This window comes from Streptomyces sp. NPDC021212 (genome assembly GCF_044332925.1).
Lineage (GTDB): Bacteria > Actinomycetota > Actinomycetes > Streptomycetales > Streptomycetaceae > Streptomyces.
Window position 1 is genome coordinate 83,242 of sequence record NZ_JBIRPZ010000021.1, and the last position, 16,863, is coordinate 100,104.

The window sequence follows — 16,863 nt, forward strand, 5'->3', positions numbered from 1 at the left end:
GTCCTCCATGCCCCGTGGTGCGGTCAAGAGATCTTCAAAGGCCCTCGGCGGTCTCGGGCTCATGCGGGAGGTCGCCGAGCTGCTCGCGCACGTAGTTCCAGACCACCGCGATCAGCGCGGCGACCGGTACGGCGAGCAGGCTGCCCACGATGCCCGCCAGGCTGCCGCCCAGGGTCACCGCCAGCAGGACCACGGCCGCGTGCAGACCGAGCCCACGGCTTTGGATCATGGGCTGGAACACGTTGCCCTCGAGCTGCTGCACCACGACGATGATGGCCAGCGCGATCAGCGCGTCCATCACGCCGTTGGACACCAGCGCGATCAGCACCGCGACCGCGCCCGCGAACAGGGCGCCCACGACGGGCACGAACGCCGACACGAACGTCAGGACCGCCAGCGGGAGGACCAGCGGCACTCCCAAAGCCCACAGGCCGAGCCCGATGAGGACGGCGTCGAGCAGGCCGACCAACGCCTGGGAGCGGACGAAGGCACCCAGCGTGTTCCAGCTGCGGGCGGCCACGACCGGGATGTCGGTGGCGAGCCGACCGGGCAGCTGGCGGGCGAGCCACGGAAGGAACCGCGGGCCGTCCTTGAGGAAGAAGAACATCAGGAAGAGCGCCAGGACGGCCGTGACCACGCCGTTGACCACCGTGCTCACCCCCGTGACGACCGCGGTGATCATGCTGCCGGCGCTGCTCTGTATGCGGGCGGTCGCGGCGTCGGAGGCCTGTGAGATCTGGGCATCGTCGATGTTCAGCGGTGGCCCGGCAGCCCACTGGCGCACCTGCTGGATGCCCTTGGCCACGCCGGCGGTCAGCTGACCGGACTCGGATGCCACCGGTACCGCGATCAGCGCCACGATACCCGTGGCGACCAGGAGGAACAGCACGGTCACGGCCGAGGCGGCCACCGCGGGAGGCCACCCGTGCCCGCGCAGAAAACGGGCCAGGGGCCAGGTCAGCGTGGTGAGGAGCAGGCCGACGACGAGCGGCCACACGACCGACCACATCTGGCCCAGAATCCAGAGGACCACCGCGGCCATCACCAGGATCAGCAACACCTCAAGGGAGACCCGCGCCGATGCGCGGAGCGCGGATCGGGTTTTCGTCGAACTCAACGTGGCAGACATGGGACCACGGATACCCCATATGGCCGGGCCGTCTGTCAGTGGGTGCCGTCATAGTCGGCGGCATGATGAATCCGCTCGCGTGGCTGCCCGCGATGCATGGCCATGAACTGGCCTTGGACGGGACGAACTTGAGATGCCGGAAGATCAATGGCCGGGTCCTCAACTCCTCTCCCGGCGCCGTGCTCAGAAGCCCGGTCGGCGAGCGGTTCGCGGCGCTGCGGGAGCATTTGGCCCGGCCCGGCACTCCGCTGTCCGGCCTGGGCCCTGGTCCATGACCCCGCCCGTACCGAGGTCGCGCTTACCGCGGGGGGCGGGATGGCGCGGGCCGGGCGGCCGGTCGGTCCTCGGCCGGGTCCCGCGCTGAAGGAGTTCCGGCGGATCGCGGGCCCGGCCAATCCCCCGTAGGCCGGGCCCTTCGGCGTACGTGCTCCCTCAGCGCTCGCCGGCGGCGGTGGCGTCGTCGTCGGCGTCGTCTTCGCCTGCCTCCAGCAGACCCGCCGCCGCGCCCACGATGCGCGGATCGGCCGTGCCGACGACCTCCTCGTCCTTGTCGGTGTAGTCGAAACGGGCGAGCACGCTGCGCATGGCCTCGACGCGGGCCCGCTTCTTGTCGTTGCTCTTGACCACCGTCCACGGCGCGTGCTCCGTGTCCGTCTCGCGGAACATGGCGACCTTCGCGGCGGTGTAATCGTCCCAGCGGTCCAGCGAGGCCAGGTCCATCGGGCTGAGCTTCCACTGCCGTACGGGGTCCACCTGGCGGATCGTGAAACGCGTGCGCTGCTCGCCCTGGGACACCGAGAACCAGAACTTCACCAGGTCCACGCCGTCGTCCACGAGCATCCGCTCGAACATCGGCGCCTGGCGCATGAAGCGCCGGTACTCGTCCTCCGCGCAGAAGCCCATGACCCGCTCGACACCGGCCCGGTTGTACCAGGACCGGTCGAAGAGCACGATCTCGCCCGCCGTCGGCAGATGCTCCACGTACCGCTGGAAGTACCACTGTCCACGTTCGCGCTCGGTCGGCTTCTCCAGCGCGACGACGCGTGCGCCGCGCGGGTTGAGATGCTCGGTGAAGCGCTTGATCGTGCCGCCCTTGCCGGCCGCGTCCCGGCCCTCGAAGACGATGACGAGCCGGCGTCCGGTCTCCTTGATCCAGCTCTGCAGCTTCAGCAGTTCGATCTGCTGCAGCCGCTTGTGCCACTCGTACTCCGGGCGCTCCATGCGCTGCGTGTACGGGTAGTTCTCCCGCCACATGTCGACCGGGCTTCCGTCCGGCCGGATGAGCACGGGGTCGTCGTGGTCGGTGTAGTCGACCCTCAGGTCGGCCAGTTCGGACAGCAAGGGCGATGTCGTCATCCAGTCCTCCTTCCGCCTCAGTGGAACTGCGGCACGATCAGGTAGATTCCGTACGCGACCACCGTCGCGCACGCCACGAAGCACAGGCCGGCCTGGGTGAGGCCGACGGTGGATCCGGTGCCGGTCTCCTCACGGGCCGCCTCGACGCGGGCGAGGCCCAGGACGCCGAGGGCGAAGACGGTGACCACGGCGGTGGTGACGCCGATGCTCACCGCGGTGACCTGGCCGAGTGCGCTCCAGTCGAGATGCATCGTTTGAATTCTCTCCGTGATTCGGGGGCTTACGCGGCCGAGCCGACCGTGGCCGGCGGCTCGGTGCGCAGGGTGACCTCGTGGGCGTCGTTCACGTTCTTCGCGTCCACGGGGTTACGGCGCGAGAGGAGCACGATGCCGGTGGCGAGGGCCGCGCCGACCAGGGCGACGACCGCCGCGCCGATGTTGCCGCCGTTCGTGACCACGCTCGCGGAAACGCCACCGACCACCGCGGCGGCGGGCAGCGTGACCATCCAGGCGATGACCATGCGGCCCGCCACGCCCCAGCGCACCTCCGCCAGTCGCCGGCCGAGCCCCGCGCCGAGGATGCTGCCGGAGGCCACCTGGGTGGTGGACAGGGCGAAGCCGAGATGGGCGGAGGTGAGGATGACGGTCGTGGACGCGGTCTCGGCGGCGAAGCCCTGGGGCGACTGGATCTCGGTGAGGCCCTTGCCCATGGTGCGGATGATCCGCCAGCCGCCCAGGTACGTGCCGAGGCCGATGGCGAGCCCCGCGGAGGCGATCACCCACAGCGGCGGACCCGCGTCATGGCCGAGCGCGCCCGCCGAGATCAGGGTCAGCGTGATGACACCCATGGTCTTCTGCGCGTCGTTCGTGCCGTGCGCGAGGGACACGAGCGAGGCCGAGGCGATCTGACCGGCCCGGAAGCCCTTGGTCACCGACTTCTTCCGGGCACGGTCGGTGAGCCGGTACGCGAGGTAGGTGGCCAGCAGCGCGGCGACACCGGCCACGACCGGCGAGGCCACCGCCGGGATCAGCACCTTCTCGACGACCTTGTCGAAGTGCACCCCATGGGCGCCCGCCCCGACCCACACGGCCCCGATCAGCCCGCCAAAAAGGGCGTGGGACGAACTCGACGGCAGCCCGACCAGCCAGGTCAGCAGATTCCAGAGGATGGCCCCGACCAGCCCCGCGAAGATCATCCCTGGCGTGACCAGGGCGTCGTCGACGATACCGCCGGAGATGGTCTTGGCGACCTCGGTGGACAGGAAGGCACCGACCACGTTGAGGACTCCGCTCACCAGAACCGCCGTTCTGGGCGTGAGCGCGCCGGTGGCGATGGAGGTCGCCATCGCGTTCGCCGTGTCGTGGAATCCGTTGGTGAAGTCGAAAGCGAGGGCCGTGACGACGACGACCGCCACCAGGAAGGTGATGTGGTCCATTCCTGTATGCAAACAAGCTCAGGCCAATGCCCGGCGAACGCGTGGCAAAGGAAGTACAAGGACAGCGCACGGACGTATGTCAGCCGGTGACCGTCGGGCACTCCCCTTCGCCCCGCTCGGGCAGGGCGGCCGCGGCGGTGTGCGGGAGGGCGAGGGCCTGGGGGAGGAACGGGTTGGGGCGCTGGTGCGGCGGGTGGCGTACACCCGGCGGGTGTGGGCGGGGTCGGTGAGCCGCACGAGGTGGGTGCCGGAGGCGTCGGGTGAGGCGGAGGTGTCCGCGATGGCGAGTTCCGGTGCGATCGCCACGCCCAGGCCCTGCCGGACCAGTTCGTAGGGCAGGTTGTAGTCGTTCGTGCGGAACAGCACCTCGGGCAGGAAACCACCGGCCGCGCAGATGTGACGCAGGCACTGGGCCGCGTCGGTGTCCTCGTGGTAGCTGATCCAGCGCTCGTCCCGCAGATCGGCGAGGCGGATGTGCCGCCGCCCGCCCAGGGGTGCCCGGCGGGGAGGAGAACGTACAGCGGCTCTTCCCGCACCGGCGTGTGGTCGAGGCCATCGGGCCGGCTGTGCGGCACCACGCCGTACTTGAAGATCACGGCGAGATCCAGCCGACCCTCCACCACCGCGGGCAAGGTGACCTGCGGGTCGCCCTCCTCGTAGCGGATGTCGACCTCGGGGCGGTCGCGCAGGAAACCCGTCAGCACCGTCGGCCTCGCGCCCGGCCTCTACACCATCGTCACCCACAGCGGCGTCACCCTCGCCCCGCTGTTCGCCGCCCTCGCCGCCCGGGAACTCACCACCTCCACCCCCGAATCCGCCCTGGCCCCCTACCGCCCCGACCGCGACACCTCGCAGCCCATCCGCGACGAAGAGGGCGTGGACCTGCGCCCCTGCCTGGTTGATTCGGTCACGGGGTTTTGAACGGCAGCCGGACGTCGTGGTGGGTGCGGGGGTGTTCGAGGCGCAGCAGCAGGGGGACGAGTTCGCTGTGGTCGTCCACGAGGTGGGTCAGCTTGCTCGCCTCGCCGGCCGCGATGGGTCGAGCGGCGCTGCCTGCAGGGTGGGGAGGGTGACGTACGTGCGTCCCCGGTCGTTCTCGAGGACCGCCCGGCCGAACTCCAGGCAGGTGCTCCCCGTGGCCTCCGCGTCGTACGGGGCTGCCAGCAGCCCGGTCACCGTGACCCGGGCACGCAGACGGTCGCGTACGGGCGTGGGGGCGATGTCGGTCAGCTCCAGCCGGATCGGAACGCGCATCGCCGTCCGGGGCCCCGGGGGTGCCCTCGAACGGCGGGTGAAGGTGGAAGTGGCCCATCGCGCCCGTGCCGTCGAGACGGCGTACTTCGGTGTGGATCCCGTCGCTCACCACGGTCATCGAGTGGGCGGCGGCCAGGATCGACCGGACGTGGGGGCCAGTGGCTACGTGTTCTTTCCGAACCGGGCGATCGCCTCCAGGATCGCGTCCCGCATCGCGGGACTGCCCGTGTGGCCCGACTCGTCGATCACCTTCAACTCCGCGTCCGGCCACGCCTTGGACAGCTCCCACGCGGTCTTGAGGGGGCTGCTCAGGTCGAGCCGGCCGTGGATCAGCACCGCCGGGATCCCCGCCAACCGGTGTGCGTCACGCAGTAGTTGCCCGTCCTCCAGCCACGCCTCGTTGGCGAAGTAGTGCGCGGAGATCCGCACGAAGGCCATCAACGCGTCGTCAGTTTTGTCGCTGTAGTAGCCCGGGTGGCCGAGCACCTCGTGGGCGATGACCGCGTCCTCCCAGGCGCACCAGTCCCGCGCCGCCCTGACCCGGACCGCCTCGTCCGGGCTGTTCAGCAGCCGGTCGTAGGCGGCCACGAGATTGCCGCCGCGGTCGGGGACCGGAAGTGCGTCGCGGAACGTCTCCCAGGGGCCGGGCAAAAGGCGTCCGACGCCACGGTAGAGCCAGTCGATTTCCTCCGGCCGGGTCATGGTGACACCGGAGATGACGATCTCGGAGACCCGCTCGGGGTGGCGCTCCGCGTAGGCCAGGATCAGCGTCGAGCCCCAGGACCCGCCGTACAGGAGCCAGCGCTCGATGCCCAGGTGCTCGCGCAAGCGCTCCATGTCGGCGATGAGGTGGTGGGTGGTGTTGTGCGCGAGGCTGACGGCCGGGTCGGAGGCATGCGGCCGGCTCTCACCGCAGCCGCGCTGGTCGAACAGGACGACCCGGTAGACCTCGGGGTCGAACATCGTGCGGCTGCCACGGCGCCCCCCGCTGCCGGGGCCGCCATGCACGCACAGCGCCGCCTTCCCTCCGGGGTTTCCGCTGGTCTCCCAGTAGATCCGGTGTCCGTCGCCGACATCGAGAAGGCCGTGCGCGTCCGGTTCGGCGGGCGGGAAGGGCTGGGCCATGGCGGTCTCCTCCTGAGGGCGCGGCGAAACTGAGGGCGCGAACAACCTCGCGAGGCTAGCCGACGGCCGCGGGGCGGCGGTGCTTTTTCGTATGACGAGCTGCGGAGTGGGGGCCTGCACACAGCGGGGGGGCGTTCGGCCATGACGCGGAGCCGTTCGGTGGCCGTGAGCGTGCCGAGTGCGAAGGTGTCGCGGGTGAGCGCGGTGAGCGAGGGATGCGCCATGGTGGTGAGCACCGAATTGTCGAAGGACACCACGGAGAACCAGGTGACCGCCTGGCTCGACGCCCTGCACGGCGCCGGGCCGCGCGACCCCCGCCACTTCCGGCTCAACGCCGAATACGACGCCGTCTGGTACGCCGACGACCACGCCTTCGTCCCGGCCCACTCCACCCGGCACGGCCGGATGAGCGTCGTCCACTCGTGGATCTTCAACGGCGCGACGCAGGGGTACGGCGCCATGTCCCACGCGAGCGTTCACCACGCCGCCTACCTCGTCGAGCTGTCCCGCGCCTTCGCCGTCACCCCGCCCGCCCGGTGTGGCTCCAGGAGTCGGCGCGCCGCTCAACCACCTCACCGAGGACCAGGCGTCCGACTTCCTTGAACAGACCGTACGAGCGGCGGCCGACAGCGAGGCGCTGTGGGGCATCACCTGGTGGTGCTCACACGATGTGGACCGCCGGCTCGGGGACTTCCCGGACCTCGAACACAGCCTCGGCCTGATCGGCGCCGACGGCGCGGTGAAGCCCATCGGGGAGCGTTTCGCCGCACTCGCCGCGGAACTGCGCGGCCGACCCCGCCCCTCGCCCCGGCGGGAAGCCGTCGTGGTCCCGGTCGACGGCCAGGACGTCCCCGTATCCCGCGCCGAACTGTCCCCGGGCGGCGGCGTGTTCGAGACATGGATGCGACGCGCCCGCACCGGAGCACGCCCCGCACTGGTCACCTCCACGTCCGCCGCCGACCCCGGCGCGCTGAGCGCCCGCGGCATGAACCCGCGGGCACCCCCGCACCCGCCACCGTCGAACGCCTCCTCAGCCGGCTGACCCTGCGGGAGAAGGTCGGCCGGCTCAACCAGCGCCTATACGGCTGGCAGGCCGTCGAACGCAGCCCCCGGGCGGTTTCCGGCTCACCCACCGGGCCCGCGCCGAGATCGACCGCTGGGGCGGCCTCGGGGCCCCGTACGGGCTGTTCCGCGCCGACGCCTGGTCGGGCCGCTCGTGGCACGACGGCATCCGGCCCGAGGAACGCGCCGAGGTGGCGGCCCTGGTCCAGGAGGAAGTGACCCGGGCCGGGCGCCACCGCGTCGGGGTGCTCCTCTCGGAGCAGGCGCCCCATGGCCACCAGGCCCTCGGGGGGACGCTGCTGCCCACCAACCTGGCCGTCGCCGCGGGCTGGGATCCGGCCCTGCTGACCGAGGCGGCGGCCGCCGTCGCCGCCGAGCCGGCGGCGACCGGGGTGGATCTGGCGCTGGTCTCGGCGCTGGATCTGCTGCGCGACCCGCGCTGGGGGCGGGCGGAGGAGTGTTTTCGGGGAAGACCCGCTGCTGGCCGCCGAACTCACCCGCGCCGTGGTGACCGGAATGAAGGGGCGGGCACGATGGCACGCCCGGCACGGGCGGCGTCGCCGTCGTACTCAAGCACCTGGCGGCCCAGGGCGAGGCGGTCGGCGGGCGCAACGGCCAGTCCTCCGTCATCGGCCCCCGCGACCTGCGCGAACTGCATCTGCCGAGTGTCCGGGCGGCGGTCGAGGCCGGGGCGCTGGGTTTCATGGCCGCGTACAACGACATCGACGGCGTGCCCTGCTGCGCCAACCGCGACCTGCTCACCGGCTTCCTGCGCGATGAGTGCGGGTTCGACGGCATCGTCATGGCGGACGGCCGCGCCGTGGACCGGCTGACCGCGCACGACCGGAAGCCCGCAGGCCGCGGCGATTGCCGCCCTCGACGCAGGCGTGGACCTCTCGCTGTGGGACGGGTCCTTCGCCCTGCTGGAAACCGCCGCGGTCCAGGACACCCGCGTGGCCGGGCTGGTCGACGCGGCCCGCGGCCGGGTGCTCACCCTCAAGCACGGCCTGGGGGCCGACACCGCCGGCAAGGTCGTCGCGGTGCTGGAGGACTACGCCGGGAACAAGGCCACAACGGTGCTGCGCGACAACTGACCGGGTTCGCCGGCAATCATAAAAGCGTTGGCCATAGAATTCACCGACGGATCGCTTCCTCGCGTTCGAATGCAGCTCGACCCGGTAATGGCTGACGGTCGGTATTCGCTGGCCAGTTCGATGAACTGGCCGACTCGCCGGCTGCGGCACCCTCGACGGCGTCCCCTTTTCCCTTCCGTCCCGGGCAGATCCTCAGTCCCTCGGCGGGAAATACGGGCAAGCCGAAATTCCGCCATCGGCGTGTTCGATATTTTTAGGACTTTACCAACGCATTGCCCATTCAGAAAATCGGCAAATCGTTTCTGCGTATCTACGATCGCAGGCTATGACCGACACTCCAGGCGGCAACTCCGCCACCCGTGCGCGTTGGCAGACCTGTCTCAAGCTCGCCCGAGAACTCCTTCTCATCGGGCCGGACGACAAAGATCTCAAGCTCGACTATCTCCACACGCTGATCGACACGGGCGGCCTCGGCCCCACCCCTCATCCGCGCAAGAAGATCCTCGTCATCGGCGCCGGAATCACCGGACTCGTCGCCGGCCGCCTGCTCAAGGACGCCGGGCACGACGTCACCATCCTGGAGGCCAACGCCAGCCGTGTCGGCGGACGCATCAAGACCTTCCGCGCCAGCAAGCACCATCAGCCCTTCGACGACTCCGCCCAGTACGCCGAGGCCGGGGCCATGCGGTTACCCGACTTTCACCCGCTCGTCCTCGCCCTCGTCGACAAGCTCGGGCTCGGCCGCCGTCAGTTCTACAACGTGGACATCGACCCCTCCACCGGCAGCGGCCCCGATGTCACCGTCCCCCCGGTGACGTACACATCCTTCACCGGCCGTACCTGGACCTACGGCGAGGACGGCTCCGGCTTCCGCGAACCCGACAAGCGCGGCAACTCCTGGATCCGCGCCAACCGCGTCCAGGTGCGGCGTGCCGACTACAACACCGCCCCCGAGCGGATCAACGAGGGCTTCCATCTCACCGACGACGAGGTCCGCGCCCCCGTCGTGAAAATGGTCGACGAGGCGCTGGAGTACGTACGCGACTACTACTCCGACGTCGTCGACGGGCGGCGCGTCAACAAGCCGTTCGACCAGTGGCTCGAGGGCTGGGCCAGGGTCATCCGCGACTTCGACGGCTACTCCATGGGCGGCTTCCTGCGCGACTGCGGCGGGCTCAGCGACGAGGCGATCGAGGCCGTCGGAACCCTGGAGAACATGTCCTCGCGGCTGCACCTCTCCTTCTTCCACAGCTTCCTGAGCCGCAGCGACATCAACCCCGGCGTGCGCTACTGGGAGATACCGGGCGGCAGTTGGCGCCTGCCGCACGCCCTCCACCAGGGACTGCGCGACGAGGTGAAGCTCGGCCACCGCATGATCCGCCTCGAATACCACGACCCCAGCCGCGACGCCGCCCCCGAGGTCAGCGGCGCCGTCGGGCCCGACGGGTGGGGCGTGGCCGTGCAGACCGTCCCCGAGAACGACCCGCAGGCCCCGCCGCGCCAGTGGACCGCGGACCTGGCGATCGTCACCATCCCGTTCTCCGCCCTGCGCTTCGTGGAGATCGTCCCCTCGATGTCGTACAAGAAGCGCCGCGCCATCATCGAGACCCACTACGACCAGGCCACCAAGGTGCTGCTGGAGTTCAGCCACCGGTGGTGGGAGTTCACCGAGAACGACTGGCGCAACGAGCTGGAGAGCATCGCCCCGGGCCTCTACGAGCACTATCAGCAGGGCGGCGAGCAGGCCGCCGACACCGCCCCCGTCCTCGCCTTCACCGGGACGGCCGATCTGCTCGGTGCCGCGGTCAAGGACAGCAGCGTCACCGAGGACATGCGGAAGCTCAACAGCACCATGCCGCTGCGCGGACCCGCCGTCCGCCCCGCCTCCCACTGCTTCGGAGGGGGCTCCGCCACCGACAACCCCAACCGGTTCATGTACTACCCCTCGCACCGCGTCGAGGGCAGCACCGGCGGCGTGGTGCTCGCCTCGTACTCCTGGTCCGACGACGCCGCGCGCTGGGACTCCATGCGCAACGACGAGCGCTACGTCTACGCCCTGCGCAACCTCCAGGCCCTGCACGGCCGCCGCATCGAGGTGTTCTTCACCGGCCGGGGCGCCACCAAGAGCTGGGCCCGCGACCCGTACGCGTTCGGCGAGGCCGCCATCTACACCCCGCACCAGATGACCAGCTTCCACCTGGATGTCTCCCGCCCCGAAGGCGCCGTCCACTTCGCCGGCGAGCACACCTCGCTCAAGCACGCCTGGATCGAGGGCGCCCTGGAGAGCGCCGTCCGCGCCGCCACCGCCGTCCACCTGGCCCCGCAGGTCACCACCCCGGGCCCGAACCAGGAGGGCCGCTCGTGACCGCGATCTTCCCTGAGTGCACGGTCGCCCGCTATCTGGCCCGCCGCCTGGCCGAGTTGGGCATCACCCACCTGTTCGGCGTCCCCGGCAACCACCTGGGCCCGTTCCTCACCACTCTGCGGGCCGAGGGCGACATCGAGTGGGTCGGCACCCCCACCGAGGGCGGCGCGGGCCAGGCCGCCGACGCCTAGGCCCGCATCCACGGCATCGGGGCGGCCGCGGTCACCTACAGCGTCGGCGCGTTCAACCTGCTCAACGCTTGCGGCGGCGCCTACGTCGAACACGTCCCGCTCGTCGCCGTCAACGCCTGCCCGCCCTACGAGCAGTGGCAGAACTACCGCGCCCTCGGCATGCTCACCTCCCACATGAGCCCCCGCCGGGAGAGCAACCTGGACGTCTACCGGCAGGTCACCGTGGAGGCGCAGGTCATCTCCAACCCGGGCCTCGCCCCCGGCCAGATCGACGCCGCGCTCACCGCCTGCCTCTCCGAGCGCAGGCCCGTCTACCTGGAGGTCATGGAGGACCTGTGGGACGAGCCCTGCGCCGAGCCCGAGCAGTCTCTGCTCCGCCGTGACCGGCCGTTCAGCACCCGCAACCAGACCATGCTGGACAACGCGGTGGACGCCATCCTCACCCTGATCGACGAGCACCCGGGCCCGGACGGCAGGCCCCGCCCGATCATCTGGGCCGGCGAGGAGATCGACCGGTTCCGCCTCGGCGAACAGCTCACCGACCTGACGGACGCCACCGGAGTGCCCTTCTGCACCACCGTCGGCGCCAAGGCCGTCGTCGACGAGGAACTACGGCAGTTCCACGGCGTCTACAACGGCGCGGCCAGCCACCCGGATGTGCACTGGATCTTCAAGGACTGGGCCACCTGCCGGATCGGCCTCGGCGCCTGGTCCACGTCCAAGAACCTCGGCGGCGACCAGTGCGTCGGCACCGACTGGGTGATGGCCGCCCAGGGCGGCGTCAGCGTCGGCACCCGGTACTTCCCCGACGTCCAGCTCGAACGGCTGCTGCCCGCCTTCCAGGACGCGCTGGTCAAGCGCTTCGGATCCGGCGGCCTGGCCGCCGACTACTACGCCGAGGCCCACGCCCATCACGGCGCGCCCGGCGACCGCCCTGCCAGCCTCCGGAGCCACCGCGCCGCTCTCCGCACCGACGGCTCGCGGTCCCGTCATGCCGAAAGGCTCACCTACGACGGCGTGTTCGACCGGATCAACCACTTCCTGGGCCACGAGACGCGAGGAGACTGGACGGTCGTCTCCGACGCCGCGTTCTCCCTCATCGGCTCGATGAACCTGAGCCTGCCCGCGGGCGGGTTCCTGTCACAGATCAGCTGGCTGTCCATCGGCTGGTCCGTCGGCGCGGCCACCGGCGCCGCGCTCGCCCCCGAGCGTGACCGGGCCCGCCCGATGGTGTTCGTCGGCGACGGCGCCTTCCAGGAGACCTGCCAGGAGATCTCCACCCACACCCGGCTCGGGCTGAAGTCGGTGGTGTTCGTCATGGACAACGGGCACTTCTACGGCATCGAGCAGATGCTGGTGCGCCCGTCCTACTACGCCGACCAGGACTCCGGCGACGCGGACTTCTACAACGTCCTCCACCCGTGGCACTACGACCGACTCGCGGAGGTCTTCTCCGGCAAGGACACCCCGGCGAACGGGCTCAGCATCGCGCACGCCTCCGAGCTGGACGAGCTGCTGGCCCGCCTCGCCGACCCCACCGACCCGCTCAACGCTGGCCCGCTGCTGGTCCGCGTCCGTCTGCACCGGCACGACTACCCGAGGGCCATGGCGTACAAGGTGCAACAGACAAGGGGTTAGGAACATGTCCGAGTTCATCAACGTGATGATCGCGTTCGACGCGCTCTCGATCGCCAAGCGCTATCCCGACGCGTCGAGGAACCCCGACGCGCCGACCCAGGTCGACCACGACCTGATCTATATGACGACGCGACACGATCGCATCGTCGGCACGTCGGGAGCGGAGCTGAACTTCCGGGCCAATCCACGTGACATCATCAGGTGGCGCGAGACGACGCTGTCGCTCAACAGCGATTACTGCGCCTTGCTGTACCGGTACGTGAGCAGCGATCAGCTCATCAGCAAGCCACGCGTCGTCATAGGTGACGGCACCTATCCGATGCCGAAGGACGGCGCCGTCGACAGGCCGGACTTCGCCACGCAGGACTACGAGGACCACTACTGGGAGGCGGACGTCCGCAAGATCGGCCGGGTCACGTACCGCTTCTACTTCCAGATTCTGGACAGCGAACAGAATCTGGTGGGGTACTTCCAATGGGACCCGTTCATCACCATCGACAAACGTTCCTGACGGTCGTCTCGTGGACGGCGCGCCTGTCCGCGCCGTCCACCACCATGCGTCAGCGGATCCAGACGGCCCGGCCCAGAACGGCGATTTCGCCTTCGTCGGAGCGGCCGCCAGCCGTGGTGGTGGTGCGACGCATCATGCCTGACTCCTTCGGAGTGCTGCGGTCGGTGTGCTGCGGTCGGTGTGGCACTACCAGACCGATGGGCCACCTATCTGGATACCTGGATCCACTGGAATATCGGTGGAATCCCCGTCGGAGATACGTCCGCCTCTGCCGAGGGCAGAGGCGGACGTATCTCCGGGGGATGCCTGTCACCCTGGGGCCATGGCGAACCCCATCCGGATCCGGCGGCTCGACCTCGGCTGCTTCATCCGTCCGCCCTCGGAGACGGGCGGCCCGCACCCGAAGGTCGAGCCGGTCCTCGGCTATCTGGTGCGGCACGAGCGGGGCCTGCTCCTGTTCGACACGGGCATCGGCACCGGCAGTCCCGAGACCGATGCCCACTACCGGCCCCGCCGCCGCGCCCTCCCGGCCGCACTGGCGGCGGCCGGTGCCGCCCCCGCCGACATCACCCTCGTGGTGAACTGCCACCTCCACTTCGACCACTGCGGCGGCAACCCCCTGCTGGCGGGCATCCCCACCCTCGTCCAGGCCACGGAACTGGCCACCGCGCGCCGGGGAGGCCACACCATCGACGGGCTGATCGACTTCCCGGGCGCGACGTATACGGAACTCACCGGGGAGGCCGAAGTCTGGCCCGGCGTCCACATCGTCCCCACCCCCGGCCACACCGACGGCCACCAGTCACTCGTCGTCCGTCAGCCGGACGGCACGGTCGTCCTGGCCGGTCAGGCCCACGACTCCGCGTCCGAGTTCGCCGCCGACCACCTGGCCCGCCACGTCGTCCGGGACGGCCTGGCCCCGCCACACCCCGCGTACCGGCCCTGGCTGGACCGGCTCGCCGACTTCGACCCGCGCCGGGTGCTCTTCGCCCACGACCACGCCGTCTGGGAGCCGCCGGGGGACGGGATCAGCGTCCGTGGTTGTGCCGACAGGTCTCGGCCGTAGACGGAGCCCTTGAACCCGCCCCAGGGGAGTTCGCCGGCCAGTACGAGGTGCGAGTTCACCCAGACCGTTCCGCTGTCGAGGCGCGCGGCGACGTCGTGACTGCGGCGGGCGTTCTCGGTCCACACCGAGGCCGACAGACCGAGAGGGACGTCGTTGGCCCGCCGTACCGCCTCGTCCTCGTCGGCGAAGGTCTCGACCGTGACTCTTCGCCACCGACGCCCAGCACCCCCACCGAGGCCGCGCCCGGTGTGCCCCGCCTCCGTGACGCCCTGCTGACCTGGTCCACCACCTGGACCCCCTCCGATGCGTCCTTCACCCGGATCGCCGTCCCGCGCCCGGCGTACGACACCCCGGCCATCTGCGGTCCTGACAACGACTCGATGTCGGCCTGCTGCGTGAAGCCGTCCTCCCCGATCGCCACCGGGCCGACGACCGCGTCCGGGAAACGCCGCTGGCGCACGGCGGACCTCCCGCCCCGCCTGCACCGCGACGATCCGCGGGATGCCGCACACGGACGCGGACGGCGCTTCAACCGAGGCCCGCGGGGCCTCAGATGGCGGCGCGAATGGCCCGTTCGAAGCCCTCGACGTGGTCGCGGGCGAGCTGTGCCGCCTTCTCGGGGTCACCCGCGACGATGGCCTCGATCAGCGGTCCGTGCTCCTCGATGTGGCCGGCCATGTCGGACAGCCGCTCGATGAACAGACACCAGATGCGGGTGGCCAGGTTGTCATGGCGGACGAGCGTGTCCTCCAGGTACGGGTTGTGGGTGGCGGCGTAGATGGCGCGGTGGACCGAGAGGTCCAGGCGCATCAGCTCGTCGGCCTCCGGCCGGCGGGAATGCACGCTCTCCAGCTCCCGTAGTGCGGCCATCAGGGTCGCGCGGTCCGTCGCCGTGGCGCGCCGCGCGGCCTGACCTGCGGCCAAGGGCTCCAGCTCCTGGCGCACCTCGGAGATGTGGGCCAGGTCGGTGATGTTGACCTCGGTGGCGAAGGTGCCGCGCCGGGGGTAGGTCGTGATCAGGCGCTCGTACTGGAGCCGCTTGAGCGCCTCGCGCACCGGCGTCCGTCCGACGCCGAGCGACTGCGCCAGCTGGTCCTCGTTGATCGGCGCGCCCGGGCGGATCTCGAGCATGACGAGCCGGTCGCGGATGGCGCGGTAGGCGCGCTCGGCGAGGGACAGCTCCGCGCCCCTCGGCTCGGTCGCCGCGTACTGCATGAAAAGCCCCCTTGACCTGTCCGGCGAGCTCCCATACCTTACCGCACAGGCTGATATATCAGTTGCCCATTAGTTGGCTCTCAGGATGGTGCACAGATGGCAGCGAACCCGTCGATCACCACGGTCACCCCTCTTCTCTCCCTTCCGCTCAGCAGGCTCGACCCGGACGTCGCGACCGCGGTGGACGCCGAGCTGCACCGTCAGCAGTCCACCCTGGAGATGATCGCCTCGGAGAACTTCGCTCCGGCCGCGGTCATGGAGGCCCAGGGCTCGGTCCTGACCAACAAGTACGCCGAGGGCTACCCGGGCCGCCGCTACTACGGCGGCTGCGAGCACGTCGACGTCATCGAGCAGCTGGCCATCGCCCGGGTGAAGGAACTCTTCGGCGCGGAGGCCGCCAACGTCCAGCCGCACTCGGGCGCCCAGGCCAACGCGGCCGCGATGTTCGCGCTGCTGGACCCCGGCGACACGATCCTCGGCCTGGACCTAGCGCACGGCGGTCATCTGACCCACGGCATGCGCATCAACTACTCCGGCAAGCTGTACAACGTCGTGCCGTACCACGTGCGCGAGTCCGACATGCGCATCGACATGAACGAGGTCGAGCAGCTCGCGCTCGCGCACCGGCCCAAGATGATCGTCGCCGGGTGGTCGGCCTACCCCCGCCGGCTGGACTTCGCCGCGTTCCGGCGCATCGCCGACGCGGTGGGCGCGTATCTGCTGGTGGACATGGCGCACTTCGCCGGGCTGGTGGCCGCGGGCCTCCACCCCAGCCCGGTGCCGTACGCCGACGTCGTGACGACCACCACGCACAAGACCCTCGGCGGCCCGCGCGGCGGTGTGATCCTCAGCCGCGCCGGCCTGGCCAAGAAGATCAACTCCGCGGTCTTCCCCGGCCAGCAGGGCGGCCCGCTGGAACACGTCATCGCGGCGAAGGCGGTGGCCTTCAAGGTGGCGGCGAGCGAGGAGTTCACCGAGCGCCAGCAGCGCACCCTGGCCGGCGCCCGCATCCTCGCCGGACGGCTGCTGTCCGACGATGTGGCCGAGGCCGGGATCACCGTGCTCACCGGCGGCACCGAAGTCCATTTGGTCCTCGTGGACCTGCGCAACTCCGCACTCGACGGTCAGCAGGCCGAGGACCGGCTGCACCGCATCGGCATCACCGTCAACCGCAACGCGGTGCCGTTCGACCCGCGTCCGCCGATGGTCTCCTCGGGGCTGCGGATCGGCACCCCGGCCCTGGCCGCCCGTGGTTTCGGCGAGACGGAGTTCCGGGAGGTCGCCGACATCATCGCCCAGGCCCTCAAGGACGAGCAGTTCGGCGACGAGCACGCGGGCCTGCTGCGTGACCGCGTCGAAAAGCTCGCCGGCGCATTCCCGCTCTACGCCCACCTGAACCTCCCCGCCTGAACGGAGACGCGG

14 protein-coding genes and 6 pseudogenes are annotated in these 16,863 nt (G+C 70.4%); 11 read left to right on the plus strand and 9 right to left on the minus strand.

The genetic code is table 11. The features are described 5' to 3' along the window. Nucleotides 1–34: 34 nt before the first annotated feature. On the minus strand, nt 35–1,129 hold the full coding sequence (locus ACH4SI_RS38400) for an AI-2E family transporter (protein WP_398304344.1): 1,095 nt from the start codon (nt 1,127–1,129) through the stop codon (nt 35–37). 62 nt (nt 1,130–1,191) lie between these two features. Between ACH4SI_RS38400 and ACH4SI_RS38405 the strand changes: the two genes are divergently transcribed. Next, nucleotides 1,192–1,404 (plus strand): hypothetical protein, encoded by a 213-nt coding sequence (locus ACH4SI_RS38405; RefSeq protein WP_398304347.1) that lies wholly within the window; start codon nt 1,192–1,194, stop codon nt 1,402–1,404. A gap of 157 nt (nt 1,405–1,561) precedes the next feature. On the opposite strand, the gene ppk2 is transcribed toward ACH4SI_RS38405, so the two are convergent. From ppk2 to pip, 6 genes and pseudogenes are all read right to left on the minus strand, one after another. After that, the gene (ppk2, locus tag ACH4SI_RS38410; protein ID WP_398304349.1) at nt 1,562–2,485 is read right to left on the minus strand and encodes a polyphosphate kinase 2; all 924 of its coding nucleotides are present in this window, start codon (nt 2,483–2,485) and stop codon (nt 1,562–1,564) included. 17 nt (nt 2,486–2,502) lie between these two features. Further along, nucleotides 2,503–2,736, minus strand: coding sequence for a hypothetical protein (locus ACH4SI_RS38415; protein ID WP_398304353.1), 234 nt, complete (start codon nt 2,734–2,736; stop codon nt 2,503–2,505). 29 nt (nt 2,737–2,765) lie between these two features. Continuing rightward, entirely contained in the window at nt 2,766–3,920 is a 1,155-nt protein-coding gene (locus tag ACH4SI_RS38420; RefSeq protein ID WP_398304356.1) for an anion permease, read from the minus strand. A gap of 18 nt (nt 3,921–3,938) precedes the next feature. Next, nucleotides 3,939–4,624 (minus strand): annotated as a pseudogene (locus tag ACH4SI_RS38425) (LysR substrate-binding domain-containing protein). A gap of 157 nt (nt 4,625–4,781) precedes the next feature. Further along, a pseudogene (locus ACH4SI_RS38430) lies at nt 4,782–5,313 on the minus strand (DUF2470 domain-containing protein); the annotation flags it as partial. Between the two features lie 23 nt (nt 5,314–5,336). After that, the gene (gene pip / locus ACH4SI_RS38435) at nt 5,337–6,299 is read right to left on the minus strand and encodes a prolyl aminopeptidase (protein WP_398304359.1); all 963 of its coding nucleotides are present in this window, start codon (nt 6,297–6,299) and stop codon (nt 5,337–5,339) included. Nucleotides 6,300–6,494: 195 nt separating this feature from the next. Between pip and ACH4SI_RS38440 the strand changes: the two genes are divergently transcribed. The 9 genes and pseudogenes from ACH4SI_RS38440 to ACH4SI_RS38480 all read left to right on the plus strand — a co-directional run bounded on the left by ACH4SI_RS38440 (nt 6,495) and on the right by ACH4SI_RS38480 (nt 14,226). Continuing rightward, entirely contained in the window at nt 6,495–6,902 is a 408-nt protein-coding gene (locus ACH4SI_RS38440) for a hypothetical protein (protein ID WP_398304362.1), read from the plus strand. Then, nucleotides 6,838–7,341 carry a hypothetical protein gene (locus tag ACH4SI_RS38445; protein WP_398304364.1) on the plus strand — a complete coding sequence of 168 codons (504 nt, stop codon included), beginning with the start codon at nt 6,838–6,840 and terminating at the stop codon, nt 7,339–7,341. Before ACH4SI_RS38440 ends, ACH4SI_RS38445 begins: the two co-directional genes overlap by 65 nt. Before the next feature lie 211 nt (nt 7,342–7,552). Continuing rightward, nucleotides 7,553–7,825: pseudogene (locus ACH4SI_RS38450) on the plus strand (glycoside hydrolase family 3 N-terminal domain-containing protein); the annotation flags it as partial. Nucleotides 7,826–7,938: 113 nt separating this feature from the next. Then, nucleotides 7,939–8,145, plus strand: a pseudogene (locus ACH4SI_RS38455) (glycoside hydrolase family 3 N-terminal domain-containing protein); the annotation flags it as partial. 103 nt (nt 8,146–8,248) lie between these two features. Beyond that, on the plus strand, nt 8,249–8,455 hold the full coding sequence (locus ACH4SI_RS38460) for a hypothetical protein (protein ID WP_398304367.1): 207 nt from the start codon (nt 8,249–8,251) through the stop codon (nt 8,453–8,455). A gap of 325 nt (nt 8,456–8,780) precedes the next feature. Beyond that, the gene (locus ACH4SI_RS38465) at nt 8,781–10,820 is read left to right on the plus strand and encodes a flavin monoamine oxidase family protein (protein WP_398304370.1); all 2,040 of its coding nucleotides are present in this window, start codon (nt 8,781–8,783) and stop codon (nt 10,818–10,820) included. Next, nucleotides 10,817–12,649, plus strand: a pseudogene (locus ACH4SI_RS38470) (thiamine pyrophosphate-binding protein). The gene ACH4SI_RS38465 and the pseudogene ACH4SI_RS38470 overlap by 4 nt, the downstream one beginning before the upstream one ends. A gap of 4 nt (nt 12,650–12,653) precedes the next feature. After that, nucleotides 12,654–13,160 carry an inclusion body family protein gene (locus ACH4SI_RS38475; protein WP_398304373.1) on the plus strand — a complete coding sequence of 169 codons (507 nt, stop codon included), beginning with the start codon at nt 12,654–12,656 and terminating at the stop codon, nt 13,158–13,160. 322 nt (nt 13,161–13,482) lie between these two features. Then, on the plus strand, nt 13,483–14,226 hold the full coding sequence (locus tag ACH4SI_RS38480) for an MBL fold metallo-hydrolase (protein WP_398304376.1): 744 nt from the start codon (nt 13,483–13,485) through the stop codon (nt 14,224–14,226). 41 nt (nt 14,227–14,267) lie between these two features. Here ACH4SI_RS38480 and ACH4SI_RS38485 read toward each other — a convergent pair. Further along, nucleotides 14,268–14,852 (minus strand): annotated as a pseudogene (locus ACH4SI_RS38485) (aldehyde dehydrogenase family protein); the annotation flags it as partial. After that, nucleotides 14,776–15,441, minus strand: a complete 666-nt coding sequence (locus ACH4SI_RS38490) for a GntR family transcriptional regulator (protein WP_398304379.1) — start codon at nt 15,439–15,441, stop codon at nt 14,776–14,778. The gene ACH4SI_RS38490 and the pseudogene ACH4SI_RS38485, both read right to left, overlap by 77 nt. 96 nt (nt 15,442–15,537) lie before the next feature. On the opposite strand from ACH4SI_RS38490, the gene glyA reads away from it, so the two are divergent. Next, nucleotides 15,538–16,851: a serine hydroxymethyltransferase gene (gene glyA, locus ACH4SI_RS38495; RefSeq protein WP_398304383.1), complete on the plus strand. Its 1,314-nt coding sequence runs from the start codon at nt 15,538–15,540 to the stop codon at nt 16,849–16,851. Nucleotides 16,852–16,863 lie beyond the last annotated feature (12 nt).